Source organism: Pseudomonas sp., from assembly GCF_050739935.1.
Taxonomy (GTDB): Bacteria; Pseudomonadota; Gammaproteobacteria; order Pseudomonadales; family Pseudomonadaceae; genus Aquipseudomonas.
In genome coordinates, this window is sequence record NZ_JBOICF010000013.1 from 1 (window position 1) to 24,924 (window position 24,924).

Annotated in this window: 19 protein-coding genes; 12 read left to right on the forward strand and 7 right to left on the reverse strand. The window is 60.2% G+C overall.

Translation table 11 applies throughout. From position 1 onward, the window contains the following. Positions 1 to 207: 207 nt before the first annotated feature. From ACRER8_RS01330 to garD, 7 genes are all read left to right on the forward strand, one after another. On the forward strand, positions 208 to 1,467 hold the full coding sequence (locus tag ACRER8_RS01330; protein ID WP_431744566.1) for an ATP-binding protein: 1,260 nt from the start codon (positions 208 to 210) through the stop codon (positions 1,465 to 1,467). Next, positions 1,464 to 2,024, forward strand: a complete 561-nt coding sequence (locus ACRER8_RS01335; protein WP_431744567.1) for a response regulator transcription factor — start codon at positions 1,464 to 1,466, stop codon at positions 2,022 to 2,024. Before ACRER8_RS01330 ends, ACRER8_RS01335 begins: the two co-directional genes overlap by 4 nt. Positions 2,025 to 2,121: 97 nt before the next feature. Beyond that, entirely contained in the window at positions 2,122 to 3,858 is a 1,737-nt protein-coding gene (locus ACRER8_RS01340) for an ABC transporter ATP-binding protein/permease (protein WP_431744568.1), read from the forward strand. Between the two features lie 116 nt (positions 3,859 to 3,974). Next, positions 3,975 to 4,724 (forward strand): FadR/GntR family transcriptional regulator, encoded by a 750-nt coding sequence (locus tag ACRER8_RS01345; RefSeq protein WP_431744569.1) that lies wholly within the window; start codon positions 3,975 to 3,977, stop codon positions 4,722 to 4,724. Positions 4,725 to 5,087: 363 nt separating this feature from the next. Continuing rightward, complete coding sequence (gene kdgD, locus ACRER8_RS01350) at positions 5,088 to 5,999, forward strand: 5-dehydro-4-deoxyglucarate dehydratase (RefSeq protein WP_431744570.1); 912 nt, start codon at positions 5,088 to 5,090, stop codon at positions 5,997 to 5,999. Between the two features lie 271 nt (positions 6,000 to 6,270). Beyond that, positions 6,271 to 7,644 carry an MFS transporter gene (locus ACRER8_RS01355; RefSeq protein WP_431744571.1) on the forward strand — a complete coding sequence of 458 codons (1,374 nt, stop codon included), beginning with the start codon at positions 6,271 to 6,273 and terminating at the stop codon, positions 7,642 to 7,644. 29 nt (positions 7,645 to 7,673) lie between these two features. Then, entirely contained in the window at positions 7,674 to 9,227 is a 1,554-nt protein-coding gene (gene garD, locus ACRER8_RS01360; protein WP_431744572.1) for a galactarate dehydratase, read from the forward strand. Positions 9,228 to 9,499: 272 nt separating this feature from the next. On the opposite strand, the gene ACRER8_RS01365 is transcribed toward garD, so the two are convergent. Next, positions 9,500 to 10,504: a ketopantoate reductase family protein gene (locus ACRER8_RS01365; protein WP_431744573.1), complete on the reverse strand. Its 1,005-nt coding sequence runs from the start codon at positions 10,502 to 10,504 to the stop codon at positions 9,500 to 9,502. Positions 10,505 to 10,818: 314 nt separating this feature from the next. Between ACRER8_RS01365 and ACRER8_RS01370 the strand changes: the two genes are divergently transcribed. Then, the gene (locus ACRER8_RS01370) at positions 10,819 to 12,039 is read left to right on the forward strand and encodes a zinc-dependent alcohol dehydrogenase (RefSeq protein ID WP_431744574.1); all 1,221 of its coding nucleotides are present in this window, start codon (positions 10,819 to 10,821) and stop codon (positions 12,037 to 12,039) included. A 181-nt stretch (positions 12,040 to 12,220) separates the two neighbouring features. Here the strand turns inward: ACRER8_RS01370 and ACRER8_RS01375 are convergent, their stop codons facing one another. The 6 genes from ACRER8_RS01375 to cra form a co-directional block, all read right to left on the reverse strand. Beyond that, a complete protein-coding gene (locus ACRER8_RS01375) occupies positions 12,221 to 12,991 on the reverse strand; it encodes an alpha/beta hydrolase family protein (protein WP_431744575.1) in 771 nt (256 codons plus the stop codon). Then, positions 12,975 to 14,096, reverse strand: coding sequence for a DUF3182 family protein (locus ACRER8_RS01380; RefSeq protein ID WP_431744576.1), 1,122 nt, complete (start codon positions 14,094 to 14,096; stop codon positions 12,975 to 12,977). Before ACRER8_RS01380 ends, ACRER8_RS01375 begins: the two co-directional genes overlap by 17 nt. 164 nt (positions 14,097 to 14,260) lie before the next feature. Continuing rightward, positions 14,261 to 14,641 carry a Rho termination factor N-terminal domain-containing protein gene (locus ACRER8_RS01385; protein WP_431744577.1) on the reverse strand — a complete coding sequence of 127 codons (381 nt, stop codon included), beginning with the start codon at positions 14,639 to 14,641 and terminating at the stop codon, positions 14,261 to 14,263. Between the two features lie 94 nt (positions 14,642 to 14,735). Continuing rightward, positions 14,736 to 15,164, reverse strand: a complete 429-nt coding sequence (locus ACRER8_RS01390; RefSeq protein WP_431744578.1) for a low affinity iron permease family protein — start codon at positions 15,162 to 15,164, stop codon at positions 14,736 to 14,738. Positions 15,165 to 15,255: 91 nt separating this feature from the next. After that, positions 15,256 to 16,041: a TatD family hydrolase gene (locus ACRER8_RS01395; RefSeq protein ID WP_431744652.1), complete on the reverse strand. Its 786-nt coding sequence runs from the start codon at positions 16,039 to 16,041 to the stop codon at positions 15,256 to 15,258. Next, positions 16,038 to 17,033 carry a catabolite repressor/activator gene (gene cra / locus ACRER8_RS01400; RefSeq protein ID WP_431744579.1) on the reverse strand — a complete coding sequence of 332 codons (996 nt, stop codon included), beginning with the start codon at positions 17,031 to 17,033 and terminating at the stop codon, positions 16,038 to 16,040. Before cra ends, ACRER8_RS01395 begins: the two co-directional genes overlap by 4 nt. A 297-nt stretch (positions 17,034 to 17,330) precedes the next feature. On the opposite strand from cra, the gene ptsP reads away from it, so the two are divergent. From ptsP to ACRER8_RS01420, 4 genes are all read left to right on the forward strand, one after another. Then, on the forward strand, positions 17,331 to 20,192 hold the full coding sequence (ptsP, locus tag ACRER8_RS01405; RefSeq protein WP_431744580.1) for a phosphoenolpyruvate--protein phosphotransferase: 2,862 nt from the start codon (positions 17,331 to 17,333) through the stop codon (positions 20,190 to 20,192). Beyond that, positions 20,192 to 21,130 (forward strand): 1-phosphofructokinase, encoded by a 939-nt coding sequence (gene pfkB / locus ACRER8_RS01410; protein ID WP_431744581.1) that lies wholly within the window; start codon positions 20,192 to 20,194, stop codon positions 21,128 to 21,130. The genes ptsP and pfkB overlap by 1 nt, the downstream gene beginning before the upstream one ends. Positions 21,131 to 21,161: 31 nt before the next feature. Beyond that, positions 21,162 to 22,904 carry a PTS fructose-like transporter subunit IIB gene (locus ACRER8_RS01415; protein WP_431744582.1) on the forward strand — a complete coding sequence of 581 codons (1,743 nt, stop codon included), beginning with the start codon at positions 21,162 to 21,164 and terminating at the stop codon, positions 22,902 to 22,904. A gap of 268 nt (positions 22,905 to 23,172) precedes the next feature. After that, positions 23,173 to 24,732 carry an alkaline phosphatase D family protein gene (locus ACRER8_RS01420; RefSeq protein ID WP_431744583.1) on the forward strand — a complete coding sequence of 520 codons (1,560 nt, stop codon included), beginning with the start codon at positions 23,173 to 23,175 and terminating at the stop codon, positions 24,730 to 24,732. Positions 24,733 to 24,924 lie beyond the last annotated feature (192 nt).

Here is a 24,924-nt window from a genome sequence, read left to right on the forward strand (position 1 = left end):
CGCGGTGGGTCAGGTGCAGATCCGTCGTCTGACACCCCGCTTTCGCCAGCAAGCCGGCTTATACAAAGGTTGTGCCCCCCGCAGGTTTGGGCAAATCAATCGCTCGGATGAGCCATCGCTGTGGCGCTTTGACGCACTTTGACGGAAAGCAACGCCGCATTGGTTATACTCGCTCCGGTCCGCCTGGAGCGCTCATCAGGAGAGCTCATGCTCGCCCCCGTACAACTTCTCTCTGCCACCCGCCAGAACCTCTGGCGACTGACGTTCATCCGCATTCTGGTGCTGGGTGCGCAAGCCGGCTCGGTCGGTTTTGCCTATCTGTTCAATCTGCTGCCGCTGCCCTGGCTGCAACTGGACATCACCCTAGGATTTTCCGCCATTGTCTGCATGCTGACAGCTATCAGGCTGCGCACCTCATGGCCGGTGACCGAGCTTGAATACGCCGTGCAACTGGCGTTCGACCTGTTTATCCACAGCGCGCTGCTGTATTTCTCGGGCGGATCGACCAACCCGTTCGTTTCCTATTATCTGGTGCCACTGACCATCGCCGCGGTGACACTGCCCTGGCGCTATTCACTGATCCTGTCCGGCATCGCCCTGGCGCTGTACACCCTGATGCTTGCCAACTTCTATCCCGTGGAAGCCTTCGCCATCGCTCGCGAGAAGATGCAGATCTACGGGATGTGGCTGAGTTTCGCGCTGGCCGCCGGGGTGATCACCTTCTTTGCCGCGCGTATGGCCGAGGAGCTGCGTCGCCAGGAGCAGATGCGCGCCTTGCGCCGTGAAGAGGGCGCCCGGGATCAGCAACTACTGGCCGTGGCCACCGAAGCCGCAGGTGCGGCCCACGAACTCGGCACGCCGCTGGCGACCATGAGCGTGTTGCTCAAGGAGATGCAACAGGATCACAAAGACCCTGCGCTGCAGGAAGATCTGTCGGTGCTGCAGGATCAGGTCAAGCTGTGCAAGGAAACCCTGCAGCAACTGGTTCGTGCCGCCGAAGCCAATCGCCGTCTGGCCGTGCAGGAGCAGACCGTCACCCACTGGCTCGATCAGGCGCTCAATCGCTGGCACCTGATGCGCCCCGAAGCCAGTTACCGCTTCCAGCGTCTGGGGCAGGGCGATGTACCGATGGTCGCGCCGCCGCCCGATCTGACCCAGGCCCTGCTGAACTTGCTGAACAATGCGGCCGACGCTTGCCCGGAAGGGCTTGAAGTGAACGTGGACTGGAGCGCCGTGGAGATCAGCATCACCATTCGCGATCACGGCGCAGGTGTGCCGCTGGCGGTGGCCGAACAGATCGGCAAACCCTTTTTCACCACCAAGGGCAAAGGCTTCGGCCTGGGCCTGTTCTTGAGCAAGGCCAGCGTGACCCGCGCGGGCGGCTCGGTAAAACTCTATCCTCACGAGGAAGGCGGCACGCTCACCGAACTGCGCCTGCCCCGTAATGCACCAGGAGATGAAGCATGACTGATGAGATCCAGGTCGAAGGCGAAGAGCTGCCGCACCTGTTGCTGGTGGACGACGATGCCACCTTCACCCGCGTGATGGCGCGCGCCATGGCCCGTCGCGGCTTTCGTGTCAGCACCGCCAGCTCCGCGGAGGAAGGTTTGAAGTTGGCCCAGGAGGATCTTCCTGACTACGCCACGGTCGATCTGAAGATGGAAGGCGACTCCGGTCTGGTGCTGTTGCCCAAGCTGCTGGAACTGGACCCGGAAATGCGTGTCCTGATACTGACCGGTTATTCGAGCATCGCCACCGCTGTCGAAGCCATCAAGCGCGGCGCCTGCAATTACCTGTGCAAGCCCGCCGACGCCGATGATGTGTTGGCAGCGCTGCTGTCCGAGCACGCCGATCTGGACACCCTGGTCCCGGAAAACCCGATGTCCGTGGACCGCTTGCAGTGGGAACACATTCAGCGGGTACTGACCGAGCATGAGGGCAATATTTCGGCCACGGCGCGGGCGTTGGGGATGCATCGACGTACCCTGCAGCGCAAGCTGCAGAAGCGACCGGTCCGTCGTTAAGCAGGGATCGCCATAAAGATTTCTTCATGGAAGACCGTGTGTGGCGTCTGGCACATTGGTGCCAACGCCATTAAATGCCTGTCGCCGAGCCTTCACCATGAATTTTGATATCGATGAATCCAGGGTCAATGACGCTGTGACCGGGAGCTTTTTCTCCCGGGTCTGGAAGCTGGTTACGCCGTACTGGCGCAGCGAAGAAAAAGGCATGGCCTGGGTCCTGCTGGTTGCTGTGATCGCGCTTTCGCTGTTCAGCGTTTTCATCTCCGTACTGGTCAACAGCTGGTACCGGGATTTCTACAACGCCCTGCAAAACAAGGATCTGGGCGCCTTCACCCACTTGATCCTGTATTTTTGCGGGATTGCCACGATCGCCATCCTCGGCGCGGTGTATCGGCTTTATCTCACGCAAATGCTGACCATCCGCTGGCGTCGCTGGCTCACCGAAAAGCACTTCGCCAAATGGCTCGCGCACAAGAATTACTACCGGCTGGAGCAGGGCGGTTACACCGACAACCCTGACCAACGTCTGTCCGAAGACCTCAACAACTTCACCTCCGACACCCTCAGCCTGAGCCTTGGCCTGTTGCGCACGGTGGTCAGTCTGGTGTCGTTCTCGGTAATCCTGTGGGGCGTGTCCGGCAGCATCGAGCTATATGGCATCACCATTCCCGGGTACATGTTCTGGGCCGCGCTGCTGTACGCCGCCGTTGGCAGCTGGCTGACCCACCTGATCGGCAAACGGCTGATCCTGCTCAGCAACCAGCAACAGCGTTACGAAGCGGACATGCGTTTCTCCCTGGTCCGGGTTCGCGAAAATGCTGAAAGCATTGCTCTGTCCGACGGCGAAGCCAACGAGAATCAGCGGCTGAGCGCACGTTTCGGCATGGTCTGGAGTAATTTCTGGACCATCATGAAAGTGCAGAAGCGTCTGACATTCTTCACCGCAGGCTACTCGCAGATCGCCATCGTCTTCGCCTTCGTCGTTGCGGCACCGCGTTACTTCGCCGGCAAGATCGAACTGGGCGAGCTGATGCAGATCAACTCCGCGTTCGGCAATGTGCAGGAGAACTTCAGTTGGTTCATCGATGCGTACACCCAACTGGCGTCGTGGCGTGCGACCTGTGATCGTCTGCTCAGCTTCCGTCAGGCCATGGATGAAAACGAGGCCCGCGTGCCAGCGATCAAGGTCAGTCATGAAAGTAATGCGCTGCATGTGCAGGGGCTGGATCTTTCGTTGATCGGCGGTCGTCAGCTACTGAAAAACGCCAGCATCGACATCGTTCCAGGCGAGAAAGTCATGCTCAGCGGACGTTCCGGCAGCGGCAAGAGTACCTTGCTGCGAGCGATGGGCGGGTTATGGAGCGAGGGGCATGGCGCGGTGAAATTACCGGCCAAGCGTGCCTTCTTCCTGCCGCAGAAACCCTATCTGCCCATCGGCACGCTGCGCGAAGCCCTGAGTTATCCACAAGCGCCCGAAGTGTACCCGGCCGAGCGTTTTGCCCAGGTTCTGGAGACTTGCCGCCTGGGTCACCTGGTGCCGCGTCTGGACGAAAGCAATCACTGGCAGCGCATGCTGTCGCCGGGAGAGCAGCAGCGGGTGGCGTTCGCCCGGGCTCTTCTGTTCGCGCCGGACTGGTTGTATCTGGACGAAGCGACGTCGGCGATGGACGAGGAAGACGAAGCTGCGCTTTATCAAGCCCTGCTCGACGAATTGCCAAGCGTCACGCTGCTTAGCATCGGCCATCGCAGCAGTCTCAAGCGTTTCCATCGTCGTCATCTGCGCATCGAGGACGGCCAGTTGCAGGAGCAACCGCATCCTGAAACGGTGATCTAAGGATAAACCGGGCAAAGTGCCGCAAAAACCTATGAACTCGCCGGGTTTGTTATGTGATCGTACAACTCGGTGAGCTATGATTAGCCTTTCACCGTATTTAGAGATGCCTGTTGGATATGGAAAATCAGAGTGCTCCGCCTCGCGCCCGTAGAAAGCACCGCAGCCTCGCGCAGGAACTGGTAACCGAACTCTCCGAGCGAATTCGCAACGGCGGGCTCAAGCGCGGCGATAAGCTGCCCACCGAGTCCGCGATCATGGAAGAGCAGGGCGTGAGCCGCACGGTGGTCCGTGAAGCCATTTCGCGCTTGCAGGCGTCCGGTCTGGTCGAGACACGGCACGGCATTGGCACCTTCGTGCTCGACACGCCGAGCGCCAGCGGGTTTCGCATCGATCCGGCGACCATCGTTACGTTGCGCGATGTGCTGGCGATTCTGGAGTTGCGGATCAGCCTTGAGGTCGAATCTGCAGGTCTGGCCGCGCAGCGCCGTTCGCCCGAGCAACTGGCTGACATGCGCGCCGCCCTCGACGCGCTCAATGAAGGCGCGTCCCATGCCAGCGACGCCGTCGGCGCAGACTTCCAGTTTCACATGGCGATTGCGCTGTCCACCGGCAACCGCTACTTCACCGACATCATGAATCATCTGGGCACCAGCATCATTCCGCGCACCCGGTTGAACTCCGCCCGTCTGGCCCACGACGATCATCAGCATTACATGAACCGTCTGAGCCGCGAACACGAAGAAATCTATGACGCCATCGCCCGCCAGGACTCCGATGCCGCCCGGGCCGCCATGCGCCTGCACCTGACCAACAGCCGCGAGCGGTTACGCCATGCTCATGAAGAAGCGGAATCGCAGCGGGCTTGAAGTCGTATGACGTAATGCGACGAGGCTAAAAGCTGACTGGATCTCCTCGATTTAGCGGCTGATACATCACCTGTGGAGTGAGCCTGCTCACGAAGGCGGGTTTCAGCCGCAAGATATCTCATGCCTTTACCCCCGCTTCGTGAGCCAGCGCACTCCCGCTGTTGCCAGTGTTCACAAGCCCTAGCTATCTACAGCAATAACGCCGGCGCCGGTTTGGCTCGCCACATCACCACTCATCCCTCCCTGCATAAATAATTCACACCCCCTATTGAGAGATGTCATTCTGAGTTGTACGATGACTTACGACATCAGCGCAGGTCTGGTGATCCATTCACACAATTAGCTTCCCAGGGTGTTCGAATAATGAATCCACAAGAACTGAAGTCCATCCTCTCCCACGGTCTGCTGTCCTTTCCGGTAACCGACTTCAATGCCCAGGGCGATTTCCACCGCGCTGGTTACATCAAACGCCTGGAGTGGCTGGCACCGTACGGCGCTTCCGCATTGTTCGCTGCTGGCGGTACAGGTGAATTCTTCTCCCTGACCGGCCGTGAATACTCCGAAATCATCAAGACCGCCGTCGACACTTGCGAAAAGACCGTGCCGATTCTGGCTGGCGTCGGTGGTCCTACCCGTCAAGCCATCGAGATGGCTCAGGAAGCCGAACGTCTGGGTGCCAAGGGCCTGCTGTTGTTGCCGCACTATCTGACCGAAGCCAGCCAGGACGGCGTTGCCGCCCACGTTGAAGCGGTCTGCAAATCGGTCAAGATCGGTGTTGTCGTCTATAACCGTAACGTTTGCCGCCTGACCCCGGTTCTGCTGGAGCGTCTGGCTGAACGTTGCCCTAACCTGATCGGTTACAAAGACGGCCTGGGCGATATCGAGTTGATGGTTTCGATTCGTCGCCGCTTGGGTGATCGCTTCTCCTACCTGGGTGGCCTGCCGACTGCTGAAGTCTACGCCGCCGCCTACAAGGCGCTGGGTGTGCCGGTTTACTCCTCGGCTGTCTTCAACTTCGTGCCGAAGCTGGCGATGGACTTCTACCATGCAATCGCCAAAGACGATCACGCCACTGTCGGCAAGCTGATCGACGATTTCTTCCTGCCCTACCTGGATATCCGTAACCGCAAAGCCGGCTATGCCGTCAGCATCGTCAAGGCGGGCGCGAAAATCGCTGGCTACGACGCAGGTCCGGTTCGCGCGCCACTGACCGACCTGACTGCGGAAGAGTTCGAAATGCTCGCTGCACTGATGGACAAGCAAGGCCAGCAGTAATCGCCGACCTGCCGCAAAGCCGCTGAGAGATCAGCGGTTTTTTGCCAATGGGTCTTTGTTCTTCTGCAGATTGGCGAGCATCACCATTTACGTTTCAGGCAATTCGCGTCGGCAGGGCGGCCGGCGTGTGAGTTTCCCCCAGGCGCTACCTTGGCTACATCGTGAAAGCAGGGGCTTCAATCGCATCTGAATTTAGGGGCAGAGGCGAGCAGCACACACATACAAAATCGTTTAACCCGCGCAAAAAAATAATTAGTGGGAGTTTTCGAACATGCAAAAAACCAAGCCGACTCATGTCCGCTATTTGATCCTGCTCATGCTGTTTCTGGTGACCACGATCAACTATGCCGACCGTGCAACCATCGCCATCGCTGGCTCCAGTCTGCAAAAAAGCCTCGGCATCGACGCCGTTACCCTCGGTTATATCTTCTCCGCCTTTGGCTGGGCCTACGTGGCCGGTCAGATCCCGGGCGGCTGGCTGCTCGATCGCTTCGGTTCGAAGAAGATCTACGCACTGAGCATCTTTACCTGGTCGCTGTTCACCGTGCTGCAAGGCTATGTCGGTGAATTCGGTCTCTCCACCGCCATCGTCGCGCTGTTCATGCTGCGCTTCCTGGTAGGTCTGGCCGAGGCGCCGTCCTTCCCCGGCAACGCGCGCATCGTGGCGGCGTGGTTCCCGACCTCCGAGCGTGGCACTGCCTCGGCGATCTTCAACTCGGCGCAATACTTCGCCACCGTTCTGTTCGCTCCGATCATGGGCTGGATCGTCTTCACCTTCGGCTGGCAGCACGTGTTCGTGGTCATGGGCGGCGTCGGCGTGGTGTTCTCGCTGATCTGGCTCAAGATTATCCACAGCCCGCGCAACCACCCGATGATCAACAAGGCCGAGCTGGATCACATTGCCGACAATGGCGGCATGGTCGACATGGATCAGGACAAGGGCAAAGGCTCCGCGGGCGGTCCGAAATGGGACTACGTTCGTCAGTTACTGACCAATCGCATGATGCTGGGTATTTATCTGGCTCAGTACTGCATCAACGGCATCACCTATTTCTTCCTGACGTGGTTCCCGGTGTACCTGGTCCAGGAACGCGGCATGACCATCCTCAAGGCCGGTTTCATCGCCTCGTTGCCGGCCATTTGCGGCTTCATCGGTGGCGTGCTGGGCGGGGTCATTTCCGACTACCTGCTGCGTCGCGGCCATTCGCTGACGTTCTCGCGCAAAGCGCCGATCATTGGCGGTCTGCTGCTGTCGACCTCCATCGTCACCTGCAACTACGTCGACATCGAATGGATCGTCGTTGGCTTCATGGCACTGGCCTTCTTCGGCAAGGGCGTGGGCGCGCTGGGCTGGGCCGTGATGTCCGACGCATCGCCTAAACAGATCGCCGGTCTGAGCGGTGCATTGTTCAACATGTTCGGTAACATCGCATCGATCACCACGCCAATCGTGATTGGTTACATCATCAGCTCCACCGGCTCGTTCAAATGGGCGCTGGTGTTCGTCGGCGCCAACGCGCTGGTGGCCGTGATCAGCTACGTCTTCATCGTCGGCGAGATCAAACGAGTGGAATTGAAAGACACCCCAACGCAGGGTGATTTGCGGGCCAGCGAAGTAGGCGAAATCTCTCAAGCCAAAAGCTGAGCCCAGGCAAAAATCTGAGGAAAACCGTGATGAACTTGATTCAACATGCCGACTCGCCACGTTACATCCGCCTGCACGAGCGCGATAACGTTGTCGTCGTGGTCAATGACCAGGGCGTACCGGCGGGAACGGAGTTCGACAATGGTCTGGTGACCATCGATAACGTGCCGCAAAGCCACAAGGTCAACACTGTGGATATCCCCGAAGGCGGGGCGGTAATTCGTTACGGGCAGACCATCGGTTATGCCCTGCAACCGATTCCCCGCGGCAGTTGGGTCAAGGAGGATCAATTGCGCATGCCAAGCGCGCCGCCGCTGGACAGCCTGCCGTTGTCCACCGAAGTGCCGGGCAAGGGCGAACCGCTGGAAGGCTTCACCTTTGAGGGTTATCGCAACGCCGACGGCACTGTCGGCACGCGCAACATTCTCGGCATCACCACCACCGTGCAATGCGTCACCGGCGTGCTGGATTTTGCGGTCAAGCGGATTCGCGATGAACTGCTGCCCAAATACCCGAATGTCGATGACGTGGTGGCCATCACCCACACCTATGGTTGTGGCGTCGCGATCACTGCCAAGGACGCGTACATCCCGATCCGTACCGTGCGCAACCTGGCGCGCAACCCGAACCTGGGCGGCGAGGCGTTGGTGATTGGTCTGGGCTGTGAAAAGCTGCAGGCCGATCAGGTGATGCACCAGAACGACCCGTCGGTCGATCTGAGCGAAGAGTGGATGTATCGTCTGCAGGATTCCAAACACGGCTTCAACGAAATGATCGAGCAGATCATGGAGTTGGCCGAAGCCCGTCTGAAGAAGCTCGATCAGCGTCGTCGCGAAACCGTGCCGGCCTCCGAGCTGATCCTGGGCATGCAGTGTGGCGGCAGCGATGCGTTTTCCGGCATCACCGCCAACCCTGCGTTGGGCTATGCCTCGGACCTGCTGCTGCGCGCAGGCGCCACGGTGATGTTTTCCGAAGTCACCGAAGTGCGTGATGCGATCTACCTGCTGACGTCCCGCGCCGAAACCACGCAAGTGGCCGAGGAACTGGTGCGCGAGATGGACTGGTACGACCGTTATCTGGCCAAGGGCGAGGCGGATCGCAGCGCCAATACTACGCCCGGCAATAAAAAGGGTGGTTTGTCGAACATTGTCGAGAAGTCCCTGGGCTCGATCGTCAAGTCCGGGAACAGCGCGATCAACGGGGTGCTGGGCCCTGGCGAGCGGGTTAATCGTAAGGGGCTGATTTTCTGCGCGACGCCAGCCAGCGATTTCGTCTGTGGAACGCTGCAACTGGCGGCAGGGATGAACTTGCATGTGTTCACCACTGGTCGCGGTACGCCTTACGGTCTGGCGATGTCACCGGTGGTCAAGGTGTCGACCCGAACCGAACTGGCCCAGCGCTGGCCGGATCTGATCGATATCGATGCCGGACGTATCGCCACCGGTCGCGCCAGCATCGAGGACCTCGGTTGGGAGCTGTTCCATTTCTATCTCGATGTCGCCAGCGGCAAGAAGAAGACCTGGACCGAGCACTATCGTTTGCACAACGACATCACCCTGTTCAATCCGGCGCCGATTACGTAAAGATGCCGTGGGACTAACCTGTGGAAACGAATTCATTCTGGACGGCATTCCGACGATGCTGTGGTACAGCTGACAAATCTCTGTCGGATGTGCCGGACAATCGCGAATGAATTCGCTCCCACAGAGATAGGTGTTCGCCAGAAATTTCTGGTACGCGCTGATGCGTTGATCGTTCCCACGCTCCGCGTGGGAATGCCGTGCAGGCGACATGGATGACACGGAGCGTTACAGGATGCATACCCACGCAGAGGTGGGAACGCCATCGATCTTCCTCAATGCCGCCCATGCTCCTTTTGGTGCGCATGCTCCCCGCAAAAGCGCGCCAACGTCAGCACGCTGTTGGTGATCGGCATCGGGATATTTACCTTCGCCGCCAACTCCACCACCGCGTCGCCAATCGCTGCCAGTTCCAGCGGCAATCCCTTGTCGAAATCCTGAAGCATCGAGGTCCGCACCGGTCCCATGCTCGCGCCGAACCGCATGAAAGTCGTAGGCTCCATACTCAGCTTCGCGTCATACGCAGCGGCCACCTGCATCGCCTCATTGAACATCGCCAGCGCCAGCTCGCGCATGTCCGGCAGGCCGTAAATCTGCTCCAGTGTCGCGCCAGTCACCACCGAAACCGGGTTGGACGTCAGGTTGGCGATAATCTTGGTCCACAGCTGGTCGCGAATACGATCGGTGCCCTGAGCTTCGATACCGGCGCTTTCGATCAACGCTCGCAGGCTTTCCAGCCGCGGCGTCAGCCGATTGTCCAACTCGCCGAAGATGATGCGATAGGGGTTGTGAGTCTTGACCACACCAGGCGCCGAGCTTTGCGCGGTGATGAATACGACGCAACCGATGACCTTGTGCAGATCCAGTGTGTCGGTGATGCGGCTGTCCGGATCGACCGTCTCCACCCGGTTGCCGTCGAAGCGTCCACCTTCACCGTGGAAGTACCACCAGGGCACGCCATTGATCACCGGCACCACGACCGTATTCGGGCCGATCAAAGGAGCGATGTTCGGCAACAGACCGCTCAGCGACGGCGCTTTGGTGCAGAGAAAGACAATGTCCTGCTCGCCCAATGCTTCGGCGCTGTCGCTGGCATTGACCTGCACATGATGATGGCCTTGCAGGTCGCGAAGCTGGACGCCGTTGCTTTGCAAGGCGGTCAGTGTTTGGCCACGTGCGAAGACATTGACCCTGCGTCCCGTGAGCCCGATGCGGACGGCCAGCGTACAACCGATGGCGCCTGCGCCGGCAATGCAGATGCGGGAGGGCGATGAACTCATGATGGCTCCAGAACGGCGGATATGTTTCAAATCGTTACTCAATATCGCCTGAAACGGCGTCAGCGCCAATGGTCTCTCACCACTAAATCGGCGACGGTCCGGGCTTTCTGCAGCAGCGCCGCTCACCGGGTGCGGTTTGAAGGAGGCGCCACCTCCGCCAGCAGGGCAGCTACAGGGAACTGTCTGGTGTGCCACCCGCTTGTCACCTGTGCGCCTGGCTCCTGAACTTCACCACGGCCCGACCTATCCTTATTGAATGCCCCTCTCAGAACCCGTCTACGACAGCGGTTTGCCTGCAAGGCAAGGAGACGTTCATGCGTGCACTGACTTATCACGGCGCCCACGAGGTGCGAGTGGAAACCGTTGCCGACCCCATCATTCAGGAAGCCGATGACGTGCTGCTCAAGGTTACCGCGACGGCTATCTGCGGCTCGGACCTGCACCTGTATCGCGGCAAGATTCCGGCCACCGAGCACGGCGATATTTTTGGCCATGAGTTCATGGGCATCGTCGAAGAAGTCGGGCCGGAGGTCAGCGCAGTCAAACCGGGCGACCGCGTGGTGATCCCTTTCGTCATCGCCTGCGGCAGCTGCTTCTTCTGTCAGATGGACGCCTTCGCTGCCTGCGAGACAACCAATATCGGGCGTGGCTCGATTCTGAATAAAAAGTCGATTGCCCCAGGCGCGGCTTTGTTTGGCTACAGCCATTTGTACGGCGGCGTTCCGGGTGGGCAGGCCGAATATGTACGCGTGCCGAAGGGCAATGTCGGGCCATTCAAAGTGCCGGGAACGTTGGCGGACGAGAAGGTGCTGTTTCTGTCGGACATCCTGCCCACCGCCTGGCAAGCGGTACTCAACGCCGGGGTCAAGCCGGGCTCAAGCGTTGCGATTTATGGCGCAGGGCCTGTAGGGCTTTTGAGTGCCGCGTGCGCGAAGATGCTGGGCGCCGAGAAAATCTTCATGGTCGACCATCACGCCTATCGTCTTGCCTACGCCCAATTCACCTACGGCGCAGTGCCGATCAATTTCGACGCAGATGACGATCCGGCCGATACCATCATTCGTCAGACTTCGGGCATGCGCGGCGTTGACGCGGTGATTGACGCGGTGGGCTTCGAAGCCAAGGGCAGCGCCACCGAAACCATCCTCGCGACGCTCAAGCTCGAAGGCAGCAGCGGCAAGGCGTTGCGCCAGTGCATCGCCGCTGTGCGGCGCGGAGGAACCGTCAGTGTGCCGGGTGTGTATGCGGGTTTCATTCATGGCTTCATGTTTGGCGATGCCTTCGACAAGGGCCTGACCTTCAAGATGGGCCAGACCCACGTACATCGTTATCTGCCCGAGCTGCTGACGCTGATCGAAGAGGGGACGCTGAAACCCGAGGCGATCATCACCCATCGGCTATCCCTGGAAGAGGCGGCAGAGGGCTATAGGATTTTTGACAAGCGCGAAGAGGACTGCCGCAAGATCATCCTCACCCCGGGGTTCGACAGCCGGGTGGATGCTTCGGCCAATGATGCGGATTTGCCAAGTATTTGATGGCCGGGTGGATGCAACGCCATTTTGCCTGACACACCTCCATCACTGTAGGAGCCGGCTTGCTGGCGAACGCGGTGGGTCACATACATTTATGTCGACTGACACACCGCTTTCGCCACCGTCGCACAACTCCAGCAGCTCCTACAGGGGTTCGTTTGTTCCTCACCACCGCGGCGTGGAATCAAGAATACGCCGCCGAATGATGCGGATAATCCACAAGCCGCGAGCCGATGACCATTTCGCTGATCCAGTTGGTCAGCAACGTCGTGTAGGCATGCTGACTCGTATCGCTGCTCAGCCCATGATCGGCGCCGTCCAGCAAACGATAGGTCAGCGAGTGCGCGAGGTCGAACGCCGTGCGATAGCTCATCAAAGTTGCGTGGGGCACGTAGTCGTCCTGCTCGGACTCGACCAGCAGCACATCCCCCTTGAAATCCTTGCATGCCGCCAAGGCGCGGTTATCGGCGGCGGTCACCGCCGAGCGTCGATAGTGCGCCAGTTTATCCCGGTCCAGCGCCTGCTTGGGCATATCCCAGTCGGCGTCCCAATACAGCGCCGGGACACGTAATGCCAGCCAGCGCACCGGCCGCACGCCGCTGAGGATCGTTGCCAGATAGCCACCGTAGCTGCTACCGATGATCGCGATCGCATTGTTATCCACAGCCGGATGGCTCGCCAGTCTATCGTACGCCGCCAGCAGGTCTTCCATGCTGTGTTCGCGGGACACCGAGGCGCGCATTTCGTGAGTCCGCTCGTGGCCGCGTAAATCGAAGGTCAGGCATACGCAGCCAAGGCCCGTGATGTTCTTGGCCCGTGCAAGGTCGCGCTGCTGACTCCCCCCCCAACCGTGAACGAAGAGGATGCCGGGCATCTTCGCGCCGGGTGTGAGAATGGTGCCGGAGATGGTCTCATCGCTGACATTAATCTCGATGTTTTCACTGCGTACGGTCATAAGGCTGGACCTGTGTGAATTTACTGATAAGGCCAACGTCTGGATCGTCGCCTTCGTAGAGAACATGAGCGTCGGCGGGCAGGGTGGTCTGCCCGTAGATTTCATGACTGGAAGCGCCGATGCGCTGCAGGCCGGGATCGGCAGCAAACGCCATCAGCGCCTCGACTTCGGCAGGGCTGGCGCCACCGATTCGCCAAGACTGCTCCAGCACTCCGGAACAGATCTGGCCACGGGCGTTGGTGCCGTGGGCGATGTCGTAGTTTCGTCGCGAGGCCAGGAAATCCGGGAAGCAATTCAGCGCGGCCTTTTCATAGCTCATGGCTTGAGTCACCGAGCGCCGCACGTCGTCCCCAAGATCGAGCTTGAGCAATTGATCATAGTCACCACGTACCAGCCACAGCTGAGAGCCGCCATATACGGTTTCCCCGCGATTGTCCTCGGTCAGGCTCTGAGTGCCGTGATAGCTGACCACGATCCCGGCAACCCGAACCTGGCCGACGCTGTACGTGATGACATCGCGCAAATCCTCTTCAAGGACCAGGCCCCATTCCTCGACCTCGGCCATGTTCTGGTGCGCCAAGGCCTTGTCCAGCTCTTGCTCGGAGGCCACCACGACCTGCCCTCGACCTGCGGTTGCCAGCACGGGTTTTACCCGAATGGGACCGTCCTTGAGCAACTGAACGCCCGCGCGTCTTGCGTCATCTGCGTTGAACACGCTGAACCCGTGCAAAACCGCGTCGGCAGCGTGCTCGAAAAATCGCTCCGACCAGCCCGCTGGCTTGGCCGTCGCGTCTTTCAGGAGTGGGTGAGAAATGGCTTTGGTCGCCATGAACGGATGATCGATCAGCCCACCGAAGAAATCGTCGACGCTGAGAATATTCAGCGCATCACCTTCTTTCTTTCCGATCAGGGTGTCGGACGGGATGTAATACAGGGCGTGCCCCTTGTGCAGCGCGGGGTCATAAGCGCCGACGAACTTTGCCCCCAGTAATCTGGCGATTCTCTCTGCCAGCGCCTGCTGCACGACCGTTTCGTGGGTGGCCAGTTTCTTGTGGGTGGTCAGCAGAACGACTTCAGACTTTGCAGTGCTGCGTGATCCGCTCATGGGCGAACTCCCTGTTTATCAGGCTCGGCAGAGCAGTCTTCGACTTAGTGTGGGAGCGAATTCGTTCGCGAATGGCCAGCACAGCCGACACACTTGCGTCGGCTGATTGATTAATCGCGAATGAATTCGCCCCCACCGAAGCCTAGGCACATCTCGCCGACGCGTCAGGCGGCCTTGCGAATCGCGCTGATCAACTCCTGCTTGCTCATCGTCGAGCGGCCATGAATGTTCAGTCCTCGCGCCCGTTGCATGAGATCGACCTTGGTTTGCGCATCCAGCGACTCACCGCTGCGGCGCGGGGCACCGTGTTTGGTGGCAACGGCGGTTTTGGCCGAATCCTTGCGATCATGGGATTTAGCGCTTGCGGGCTTCTTGGCTCCCGAGCCACCTTTCTTCTCACCGCCGCCGGACTGCTTGTTCACCGTCGCCCAGGCACGTGCTTCGGCCTCGCCCTTGGACACGCCTTTGGACTCGTAACTGTCTTCGATGTGCGCGGCCTTTTTCTTCTGCTCGGCGGTGTACTTGTCTTTGTTTTGAGTGGGCATTTTCTGTCTCCCAAATACAATGCTGAAAAGTCCCCGAATGCCGGGGCTTAACAGGTAAGAAGAGCGCAAAGCGGCGTAGTTCCTCGACGGGTGATCAATGGTTCGCGGTCTGGCCTGAAGTTTTATTGGCTTCGTCTGCCTCACATTCGGGAAATGGCAGAGTGTGATCGGTCTCTTCCTTCTCCCCCATTGCCCTGTATTTTTTGCGCAGGTCATGCAGTTCTTTCTGATCCAGGTTATCCAGACTCAACACTGCGTTCTGCGCATCCTTGGTCACGCGCAACAGTTCGTCGATCTTGATATGCAGCTGATCGGTATCGCGGTTCTGGGTGTTCTGGATAAGGAACACCATGAGAAACGTGATGATGGTGGTCGAGGTGTTGATGATCAGTTGCCAGGTGTCGTTGTAATGGAACAACGGCCCGGTTGCGGCCCACGCACAAATCAAAATAATCGCGACAAGAAAGGTCCGCGGACTGCCGGTCCATTTCGACAGCGCTTGTGCGAATTTGGAGAATTTCATTGCCAGTGTCCTTAGCTATCGGGGGTGGATAAGCAAGGGACCGCTGGGAAGGTTTGAAATTTCTTTTTACAAAATTAATTTTGTGGTGGCGTTATGTCCAGCCGAACACTTCGCAGGCATTTTCGGTGCTGGCCCGAGCCAGTCGCTCGGCGGAAACGCTCATGAGGCCAGCCAGTGCCGCGCAGATTTCCGGTAAGTGCTCCGGGCTGTTGCGCCGACCGGGAAACATCGCTGGTGCCATGTCTGGCGAGTCTGTTTCCAGGACCACGCTCTCCAGCGCAAGCTCCGCGAGAACCCGATGCATGCGTGACGCCTGGGGCCAAGTGGCGGCACCGCCGAGTCCGAGTTTGAACCCCAGTTTGATGTACTCCTTCGCCTCCTCACGACTGCCCGCGAAGGCATGCACGATTCCGCTGCGCTTGAGCTTGAAGCGCTTGAGCGCGGCGATGGTGTCGGCGTGGCTGCGTCGGACGTGGAGCAGGACGGGCAGATTGAAATCGGCAGCCATCTGCAGTTGGCTTTCGAATATCGCGTGTTGCTGCGCTCTGTCCAGCGACTCGACGTAATAATCGAGGCCGATTTCACCCACCGCACAAAGCTTGGGATGCCCCGCCAGCGCTGCGAGCCGGTCACGCAAGTCCTGCAGATGCTCAGGGCGGTGCTCATCTACATAGATGGGGTGCAGACCCAGCGCGGCGTAAACGGAAGGCTCGCTGAGCGCCAGATCCCACACCCGCTGCAGATTGCGCTGATAGACCCCCAACACTACGACGCGCTCTACTTGCAGCGCTCGACAATGGCTGAGCACAGCTTGGCGATCGGCATCGAAATCTTCGAAATCCAGATGCGTGTGGGTGTCGATCAAGGTCACGCTCAGGCCTCGTGAATGCGCTGCTTGAAGGTACGCACGATGGCGTGAACGCCAGGTTCATACTGATCCTGCTCGATGGCCGAGAGTGCCAGGGACAGTGCTTTTTCGGCAATCAAAGGATGTTGCTGGGCCATGGCATTGACTGGCAGCGGCAAAAAGTCCAGCAATTGCGTGTCGCCAAAGGTGCCAAGATGCAACTGGTCGGGATTAAGGCTGCGTGCGTGCAGCAGATCGAATACACCCTGCAGCAACACATAGGAAGTGGTGATCAGCGCGTCGGGAAAGTAGCCCAGACGATCCAGCATTTCACCGGCAATTCGCAGCCCACATTCGCGGCTGAAGGATTCACCGTGTTCGACAATGACTGAGCCCTTGAAATCGTCCAGCGCATCTTCGAAGCCGCTGGCACGGGCTTTACTCACGCTAAGCTCCGGGCGAGCGCCGATCAGCGCGATATGCCGGGGCTGGATTTCCAGCAGGCTGCGAGTCAATTGCTGGCTGGCGTCGTGGTCGTCGCTGACCACCGAGCAAAAGTGCGCGGGGTCCATTTCGCGGTCGATGGCGATGACCGGAATGCCGTGCTTTTGCAGCTCGCGATAGCTGTCATCACTGGCGGGCAGGCAACTGGCGACAAACAGAGCATCACAGCGACGAGCGCGGAACAGCTGCAACAACTGCAACTCGCTGATGGGATCATCGTCGGAGCTGGCAATGAGCAACTGATAACCGCGAGCGCGGGCACCTTGTTCGAGCTGCTTGGCGATGCGCGCGTAACTGGGGTTTTCCAGGTCCGGCAAGATGAAGCCCAATGTGCGGGTGTGGCGGCTGCGCAGGCCGGCGGCTTGTGGGTTTGGCCGAAAACCATGGGCCTCGACCACCGCGCGTACACGCTCGACGGTTGCGTTGCTGATGCGCTGCTGCTCGGCCTTGCCGTTGATCACGTAACTGGCGGTGGTGACGGACACACCGGCCAGACGCGCAATATCACTGAGTTTCAAGCGGACGTTCCTTTTATTCTTTAACTCGGACGGAATGCGGACGGATTTTCACCGATTCGGCGTCATCATTACAGCAGACCACTGTCAGGTGGGAGTTTGTGGACGCTTTCTGAATCAATCGACCGAGAGTGCTTCAATCGCCGAAGAATATCGAGTAACGTGCCCGCCGATGTAGATTAAACGATTCAGCACGCCTGTTTATCGCTGTGATCTGGCGAGAACGCTGGTCTGAAATCTGGCGCTGGCAACGCAGAAATTGGCTATTTACGGCCTGAAAACAAGAATCAGGAGAAAGCGATGCTCGAGCTGACCATTGAGCAAATTTCCATGGACCAAGTGGCTCTGGATAAATCTGCCGCACTGCGGTTGCTCGCCGATATGCTGGTGGCCGATGGTCTAGTGGCCCCCGGTTATCTGCAAGGTCTTCAAGCGCGTGAGCAGCAGGGCTCGACCTTTCTCGGGCAGGGCATCGCGATTCCCCACGGCACCCCGCAAACCCGCGATCAGGTGTATGCCACTGGCGTGCGTTTGATGCAATTTCCGCAGGGCGTGGATTGGGGAGATGGGCAGATGGTGTATCTCGCCATCGGTATCGCTGCCAAATCCGACGAACACTTGCGCCTGCTGCAACTGCTGACCCGCGCCCTGGGCGAAACCGATTTGGGGCAAGCGTTGCGTCAGGCCAGCGATCCCGAGTCGTTGCTCAAGTTGCTGCAAGGCGCGCCGCAGGAGTTGGCGCTGGATGCGCAGATGATCAGCCTCGGCGCGTCGGTCGATGATTTCGAAGAGCTGGTCTGGCGTGGTGCGCGGCTGTTGCGCCGCGCCGAATGCGTGAACAACGGTTTTGCCGCCGTACTGCAACAGGTCGAGCCGCTGCCGCTGGGCGATGGCCTGTGGTGGCTGCACAGCGAGCAGATGGTCAACAAGCCGGGCCTGGCTTTCGTCACGCCGGACAAACCGATGCGTCATCTGGGACAGCCGCTCAGCGGGTTGTTCTGTCTGGCCAGTCTGGGTGAATCCCATCAGGCATTGCTCGAGCGTCTTTGCGCGCTGCTGATCGAGGGCCGGGGCCAGGAACTCGGGCAGGCCACCAGCAGTCGCGCGGTGCTGCAGGCGCTGGGGGGTGATGTGCCGCCTGACTGGCCGAGCGAACGTGTCCCGCTCGCCAACGCCCACGGACTGCATGCGCGTCCCGCCAAAATCCTTGCGCAGTTGGCGAAGAATTTCGAAGGCGAGGTGCGCGTGCGCATCGTTGATAGCGCCGAGAATCCTGTGTCGGTCAAAAGCCTGAGCAAGCTGCTGAGCCTGGGTGTTCGTCGTGGTCAGGTGCTGGAGTTCATTGCCGAGCCCGCTGTCGCCAGCGACGCATTACCCGCGTTGGTCGCCGCAGTGCGCGACGGCCTGGGTGAAGAGATCGAACCGTTGCCGACCGAAGCGGCGCCGACGCCGATTGCCGCTGCCCTGGAAAAACACCTGAGTGCCCCCGCCGCAGGGGCGCGGATCCAGGCGGTGCCTGCCGCCCCCGGCATCGCCATCGGCCCGGCCCATGTGCACGTTCTGCCAGTGTTCGACTACGCCCTGATGGGCGAATCCCATGACGCCGAACACCAGCGTCTGCATTCAGCGCTGGCGCAAGTGCGCGATGACATCGATGGGCTGATCCAGCGCAGCACCGCCAAGGCCATACGCGAAATTTTCATCACTCACCAAGAAATGCTCGACGACCCCGAGCTGCTGGACGAAGTCGTTCTGCGCCTCAAGCAAGGCGAGAGCGCTGCTGCCGCGTGGGCGCATGTAATCGACACCGCAGCCCGGCAACAGGAACAACTCGAGGACGCACTGCTGGCCGAGCGCGCCGCCGATCTGCGTGACATCGGTCGTCGCGTGCTGGCGCAGATCTGCGGCGTCGACGATCTGGTCGAACCGCAAGAACCCTACATTCTGGTGATGGATGAAGTCGGCCCCTCCGACGTGGCTCGGCTCGATCCGGTGCGCGTCGCCGGGATACTCACCGCACGCGGAGGCGCCACCGCACACAGCGCAATTGTCGCGCGTGCCTTGGGTATTCCGGCGTTGGTGGGAGCCGGTGACGCGGTGCTGTTGATCAAGTCCGGCACCGTGTTGCTGATCGATGGCCAGCGCGGCCGCCTTGACGTAGCACCGGACGAGCCGACCCTGCAACGCGCATTGCTCGATCGCGACACTCGCGAGCATCGCCTTAAAGCCGCGGCCGCCTTGCGCATGGAACCGGCGATTACCAGGGACGGCCACGCCGTCGAGGTGTTCGCCAACATCGGCGACAGCGCCGGGACGCCCGCAGCGGTAGAGCAGGGCGCTGAAGGTATCGGCCTGTTGCGCACCGAGCTGCTGTTCATGGCGCACAGCTCGGGCCCTGACGAAACCACGCAAGAGGCCGAATACCGCCGCGTGCTGGACGATCTCCAAGGCCGCCCGCTGGTGGTGCGGACCCTCGATGTCGGCGGCGATAAGCCCCTGCCGTACTGGCCGATCGACAAGGAGGAAAACCCTTTCCTCGGCGTGCGCGGCATTCGTCTGACCCTGCAACGGCCCGATGTGATGGAGAGCCAGCTGCGTGCACTGTTGCGGGCGGCTGACAACCGTCCATTGCGGATCATGTTCCCCATGGTCGGCACCGTCGAGGAGTGGCGTCTGGCGCGGGACATGACCGAGCGCCTGCGTGCGCAGATCCCGGTAGCAGACCTGCAACTGGGGATCATGATCGAGGTGCCGTCGGCGGCGTTGCTGGCGCCGGTGCTGGCCAAAGAGGTGGACTTCTTCAGCATCGGCACCAACGACCTGACGCAGTACACCCTGGCCATCGACCGTGGTCACCCGACCTTGTCAGCCCAGGCCGACGGCTTGCATCCAGCGGTTCTGCAGTTGATCGACATCACCGTGCGCGCCGCCCATGCCCACGGCAAATGGGTCGGTGTTTGCGGCGAGTTGGCGGCCGACCCGTTGGCGGTACCAGTGCTGGTGGGGCTGGGTGTGGATGAATTGAGTGTCGCGGCACGCAGTGTTGGCGAAGTTAAAGCCTGCGTGCGTGAGTTGAATGTGATCGGTGCTCGACAGCTCGCGCAGGCCGCGCTGGCTGTGGGAAGTGCCGCTGAAGTGCGTGCCCTCGTGGAGGGGCTGTAATGGCGAAAATTCTGACATTGACTACTAACCCGGCACTGGACCTGACCGTGCAGTTGGGGCCGTTGCAGGTAGGACAGGTCAACCGCAGCGAAGCGATGCTCAGCCATGCGGCGGGCAAGGGGATCAACGTTGCTCAGGTGCTGGCGGATCTTGGGCATACCCTGACCGTGGCGGGCTTTCTCGGCGTCGACAATCAACAGCCATTCGAGTCGTTGTTCGCCAAACGTGGCTTCATCGATGAGTTCGTCCGCGTGCCGGGGGAAACCCGCAGCAACATCAAGCTGGCGGAAAGCAGCGGTCGCATCACTGATCTTAACGGTCCCGGCCCTCAGGTCAGCCTTCAGGCGCAACAGGCGCTGGCGACGCGGGTCGAACAGATCGCCGGCGACTTCGATGCCGTGATCGTGGCAGGCAGTCTGCCTCGTGGTGTCGATGCGCAGTGGCTCAAGACGTTGCTGCTACGGCTCAACGCAATGGGCCTGAAAGTCGCGTTGGACACCAGCGGTGAAGCCCTGCGCGCGGGCCTTGAAGCCTCGCCCTGGTTGATCAAACCCAACACTGAAGAGCTGGCCGACGCGCTGGATGCGCCGATTATTTCCATCGCTGCCCAGGCGCAGGCCGCCGCTCACCTGCGTCAGCGCGGGATCGAGCATGTGGTGATTTCCCAAGGTTCGGAAGGCGTGCATTGGTTCAGCGCCGAGGTGGCGTTGCAGGCAATGCCGCCCAAGGTCAGCGTGGCAAGCACGGTGGGCGCGGGGGATTCGTTGCTGGCGGGTATGGTTCACGGTTTGCTCAGCAGGCACAAACCCGAGCAGACCTTGCGCACGGCTACGGCGATTGCCGCCATGGCGGTGACCCAGATTGGTTTTGGCATCAGTGACACTGTGCAACTCAAGCGGCTGGAAGGCGGCGTCAACGTGCGCGCCATGACCCTATAGCGTCGGACCGAATAACAAGAGAGAAAGAGCGATGAAGTTAGCCATTGTCACGGCATGTCCGAACGGCAAGATCAGCAGTGTCCTCAGCGCCCGCTTGCTCGATGCGGCCGCCCAGCGTCAGGGTTGGAGCACCAGCGTTGAAGTGCATGACCCGCGTCGTCCGGAAAAGCAGCTGTCGGCTGCAGAGATCTCCAGCGCCGACTGGGTGCTGGTGGTCAACACCGGGCCACTGGATCTGACCCGGTTCTCGGGCAAGCGTCTGTATCAGGCGACGCCTTCCCGGGCATTGCAGGATATCGACGGCTTCTTGCACTCGGCGAACGAGCTGGCGAAACCGTATATCGCCAGTGAAAGCGCTGAACCGATAGCCGATGCAGTCGCCGCCAAAGTACCCCGTCTGGTGGCGGTGACAGCCTGTCCCACCGGCGTTGCGCACACCTTCATGGCCGCCGAGGCGATCCAGCAGGCAGCACAAAAACTCGGCTATGATCTGCAAGTGGAAACCCAAGGTTCGGTCGGCGCGCGCAACCCGCTCAGCGCCAAGGCAATTGCCGATGCCGACGTGGTGTTGCTGGCCGCCGATATCGAAGTCGCCACCGAGCGTTTCGCCGGCAAGCGCATTTACCGTTGCGGCACCGGGATCGCGCTCAAGCAGCCAGAAGCGACGTTGAATAAAGCGTTGGCCGAAGCTGAAGTCGAGTCGTCTGCGGCGGCCTCGATTGCTCCGCCGAAGAAAGACAAGACCGGCGTCTACAAGCATCTGCTGACCGGCGTGTCATTCATGCTGCCAATGGTTGTCGCGGGCGGGCTGTTGATCGCGCTGTCGTTCGTGTTCGGCATCACCGCGTTCAAGGAGCAGGGCACATTGGCCGCCGCCCTGATGCAGATTGGCGGTGATGCGGCCTTCAAACTGATGGTGCCGTTGCTGGCCGGTTACATCGCCTATTCCATTGCAGATCGCCCTGGGCTTGCGCCGGGAATGATCGGTGGGCTGCTGGCGAGCACTCTGGGTGCGGGCTTCATCGGCGGTATCGTCGCAGGCTTTCTCGCGGGATACAGCGCTGCCGCCATCAACCGCTACGCCAGGTTACCTGCCAGTGTAGAGGCGCTGAAACCGATTCTGATCATCCCGCTGCTGGCGAGCCTGTTCACCGGTCTGGTGATGATCTACGTAGTCGGCAAGCCGGTCGCCGGGATGCTCGAAGGGTTGACTCATTTTCTCGACAGCATGGGCACTACCAATGCGGTTCTGCTGGGCGTGTTGCTCGGGGCGATGATGTGTGTGGATCTCGGCGGGCCGATCAACAAGGCGTCCTATGCGTTCTCGGTAGGTCTGTTGGCGTCTCAGAGTTACGCACCGATGGCGGCGACCATGGCGGCGGGGATGGTGCCGCCGATCGGGATGGGCATCGCCGCTCTGATCGCCCGCCACAAGTTTGCCCAAAGCGAGCGCGAAGCGGGGAAGGCCGCGTTTGTGCTGGGGCTGTGCTTCATCTCCGAAGGCGCGATTCCGTTTGCCGCGAAAGACCCGTTGCGGGTAATCCCGGCCAGCATTGTCGGCGGCGCATTGACTGGAGCCTTGTCAATGTTCTTCGGCTGCAAACTCATGGCGCCCCACGGCGGATTGTTCGTGCTGCTGATCCCCAATGCGATCAACCACGCGTTGTTGTACCTGCTGGCGATCGTCATCGGCAGCGTGGTGACCGGCGTGCTGTATGCGCTGTTGAAACGGCCTGAAGTCGTCGAACTGGATGCAGTGCCTGCGGGAGCCTGACCCGCCACAAATCGTCCTGCGCGAGACGATCCACTGCGTGAGCCAGACCCTTCACAAATCGTCCTGCCAGGTAGGGTCCACTGTGGGAGCGAATTCATTCGCGAAAACGGGTTTCCAGGCAACAAAGATATGCCGTCTGGAACGGCGCTTCGCCACTGAATCCGCTCCAACAGGTCTCGCGCAGGTTCTTTGACCTGCGTCCTGTCACATTCCCCCAACAATCGATTGTTAGCTTCCCTTCTCTGGCATTCGCTTGAGGGGGATAGAAATGACTCAGTTCGACCTGACACGCCGCCGCATCATTCAGGCCGCCGGCGCTGGATTGCTTCTGCCGGGCCTGGCGCCAGCGGTTATCGCATCGGTCAAGGACCGCCCGAAAATGACCGACGGCGTGCAGTCCGGCGACCTTCTGGGTGATCGCGCGATGATCTGGAGCCGTAGCGATCGGCCTTCGCGCATGGTCGTGGAATGGGACACCCGCAGCATGTTCACCAACCCGCGCCGAGCGGTGTCGCTGCTCGCCGATCAACGCACCGACTTCACCGCCCGCATCGAACTCACTGGCCTGCCCACCGATCAAGCCATCTTCTACCGGGTGTTCTTCGAAGACGCGCAAACCGGCGTTGCCAGCGAGCCCTGGTTCGGCCATCTGCGCAGCGTGCCGCAAACCCGCCGGGACATCCGTTTCGTCTGGAGCGGCGACACGGTCGGGCAGGGCTTTGGCATTAACCCGGACATCGGGGGTATGCGCATCTACGAGGCCATGCGCCTGCGCCTGCCGGACTTCTTCATCCACAGCGGCGATACCATCTACGCCGACGGTCCGGTGCCTGCCGAAGTGGTCACCGAAGGCGGGCGCATTTGGCGCAACATCACCACCGAAGAGAAGAGCAAGGTCGCCGAAACCCTCGACGAATATCGCGGCGCCTATCGCTACAACCTGATGGATGAAAACCTGCGCCGCTTCAACGCCGAGGTCCCGCAGATCTGGCAGTGGGACGACCACGAGGTGAGCAACAATTGGTCGCCGAGCAAGCAGCTGGACGAACGCTACAAGGTCAAGGACATCCAGCTGTTGGCCTCCCGTGGGCGGCAGGCGTTTCTCGAGTACGCGCCGATGCGTCTGCAAAGTGCTGACAATGGCGGTCGGGTGTACCGCAAGCTCAGCTACGGGCCAATGCTGGATGTGTTCGTGCTCGACATGCGCAGTTACCGCGATGGCAACGATGCCAACCTGGCTGACAAACCGGGCCCGACCACGGCGTTTCTCGGGCGCGAACAACTGGACTGGCTCAAGCGTGAATTGCAGGCCTCGGGGGCGCAGTGGAAGGTGATCGCCGCCGACATGCCGATCAGCCTGGGGGTGCCTGATGGCGAGGTCAGCCCGGGGGTGATGCGCTGGGAGGCCATTGCCAACACCGACAATGGGGTGCCGAAAGGCCGTGAGCTGGAGACCGCTGAGTTGTTAAGTTTCCTGCGCCAGCAGAAGGTTCGCGACACGGTATGGCTGACCGCCGACGTGCATTACTGCGCGGCTCATCACTATCACCCGGATCAGGCGGTGTTCCAGGATTTCGACCCGTTCTGGGAATTCGTCGCAGGGCCTTTGAATGCCGGCAGCTTCGGCCCCAACACCCTGGACAAGACCTTCGGCCCGGAGCTGGTGTTCCAGAAAGCCCCGCCTGCACAGAACACCTCGCCCTTTGCCGGGTTTCAGTTTTTTGGTGAGGTGAACATCGACGGGCAGAGCGGAGAAATGACCGTGACCCTCCGGGATCTGGATGGGGTGTCGGTGTTTGAGAAGAAGCTGGTACCTGCGCAGGTTTGAATGCCTCAGAAACTCGCATTCAACACCTAACCACATGGGAGCGAATTCATTTGTGATGCGATGTTCCAGGCAATGGCTATGTCCTCTGCAATGCCCGGTGCGAATGAATCGCTCCCACAGGGGACTTTCGCCAGGCCGCTTATTGCAGTTGTACGATAACCATGCAATTCCAGTAACACTTGTCCCGCCGCT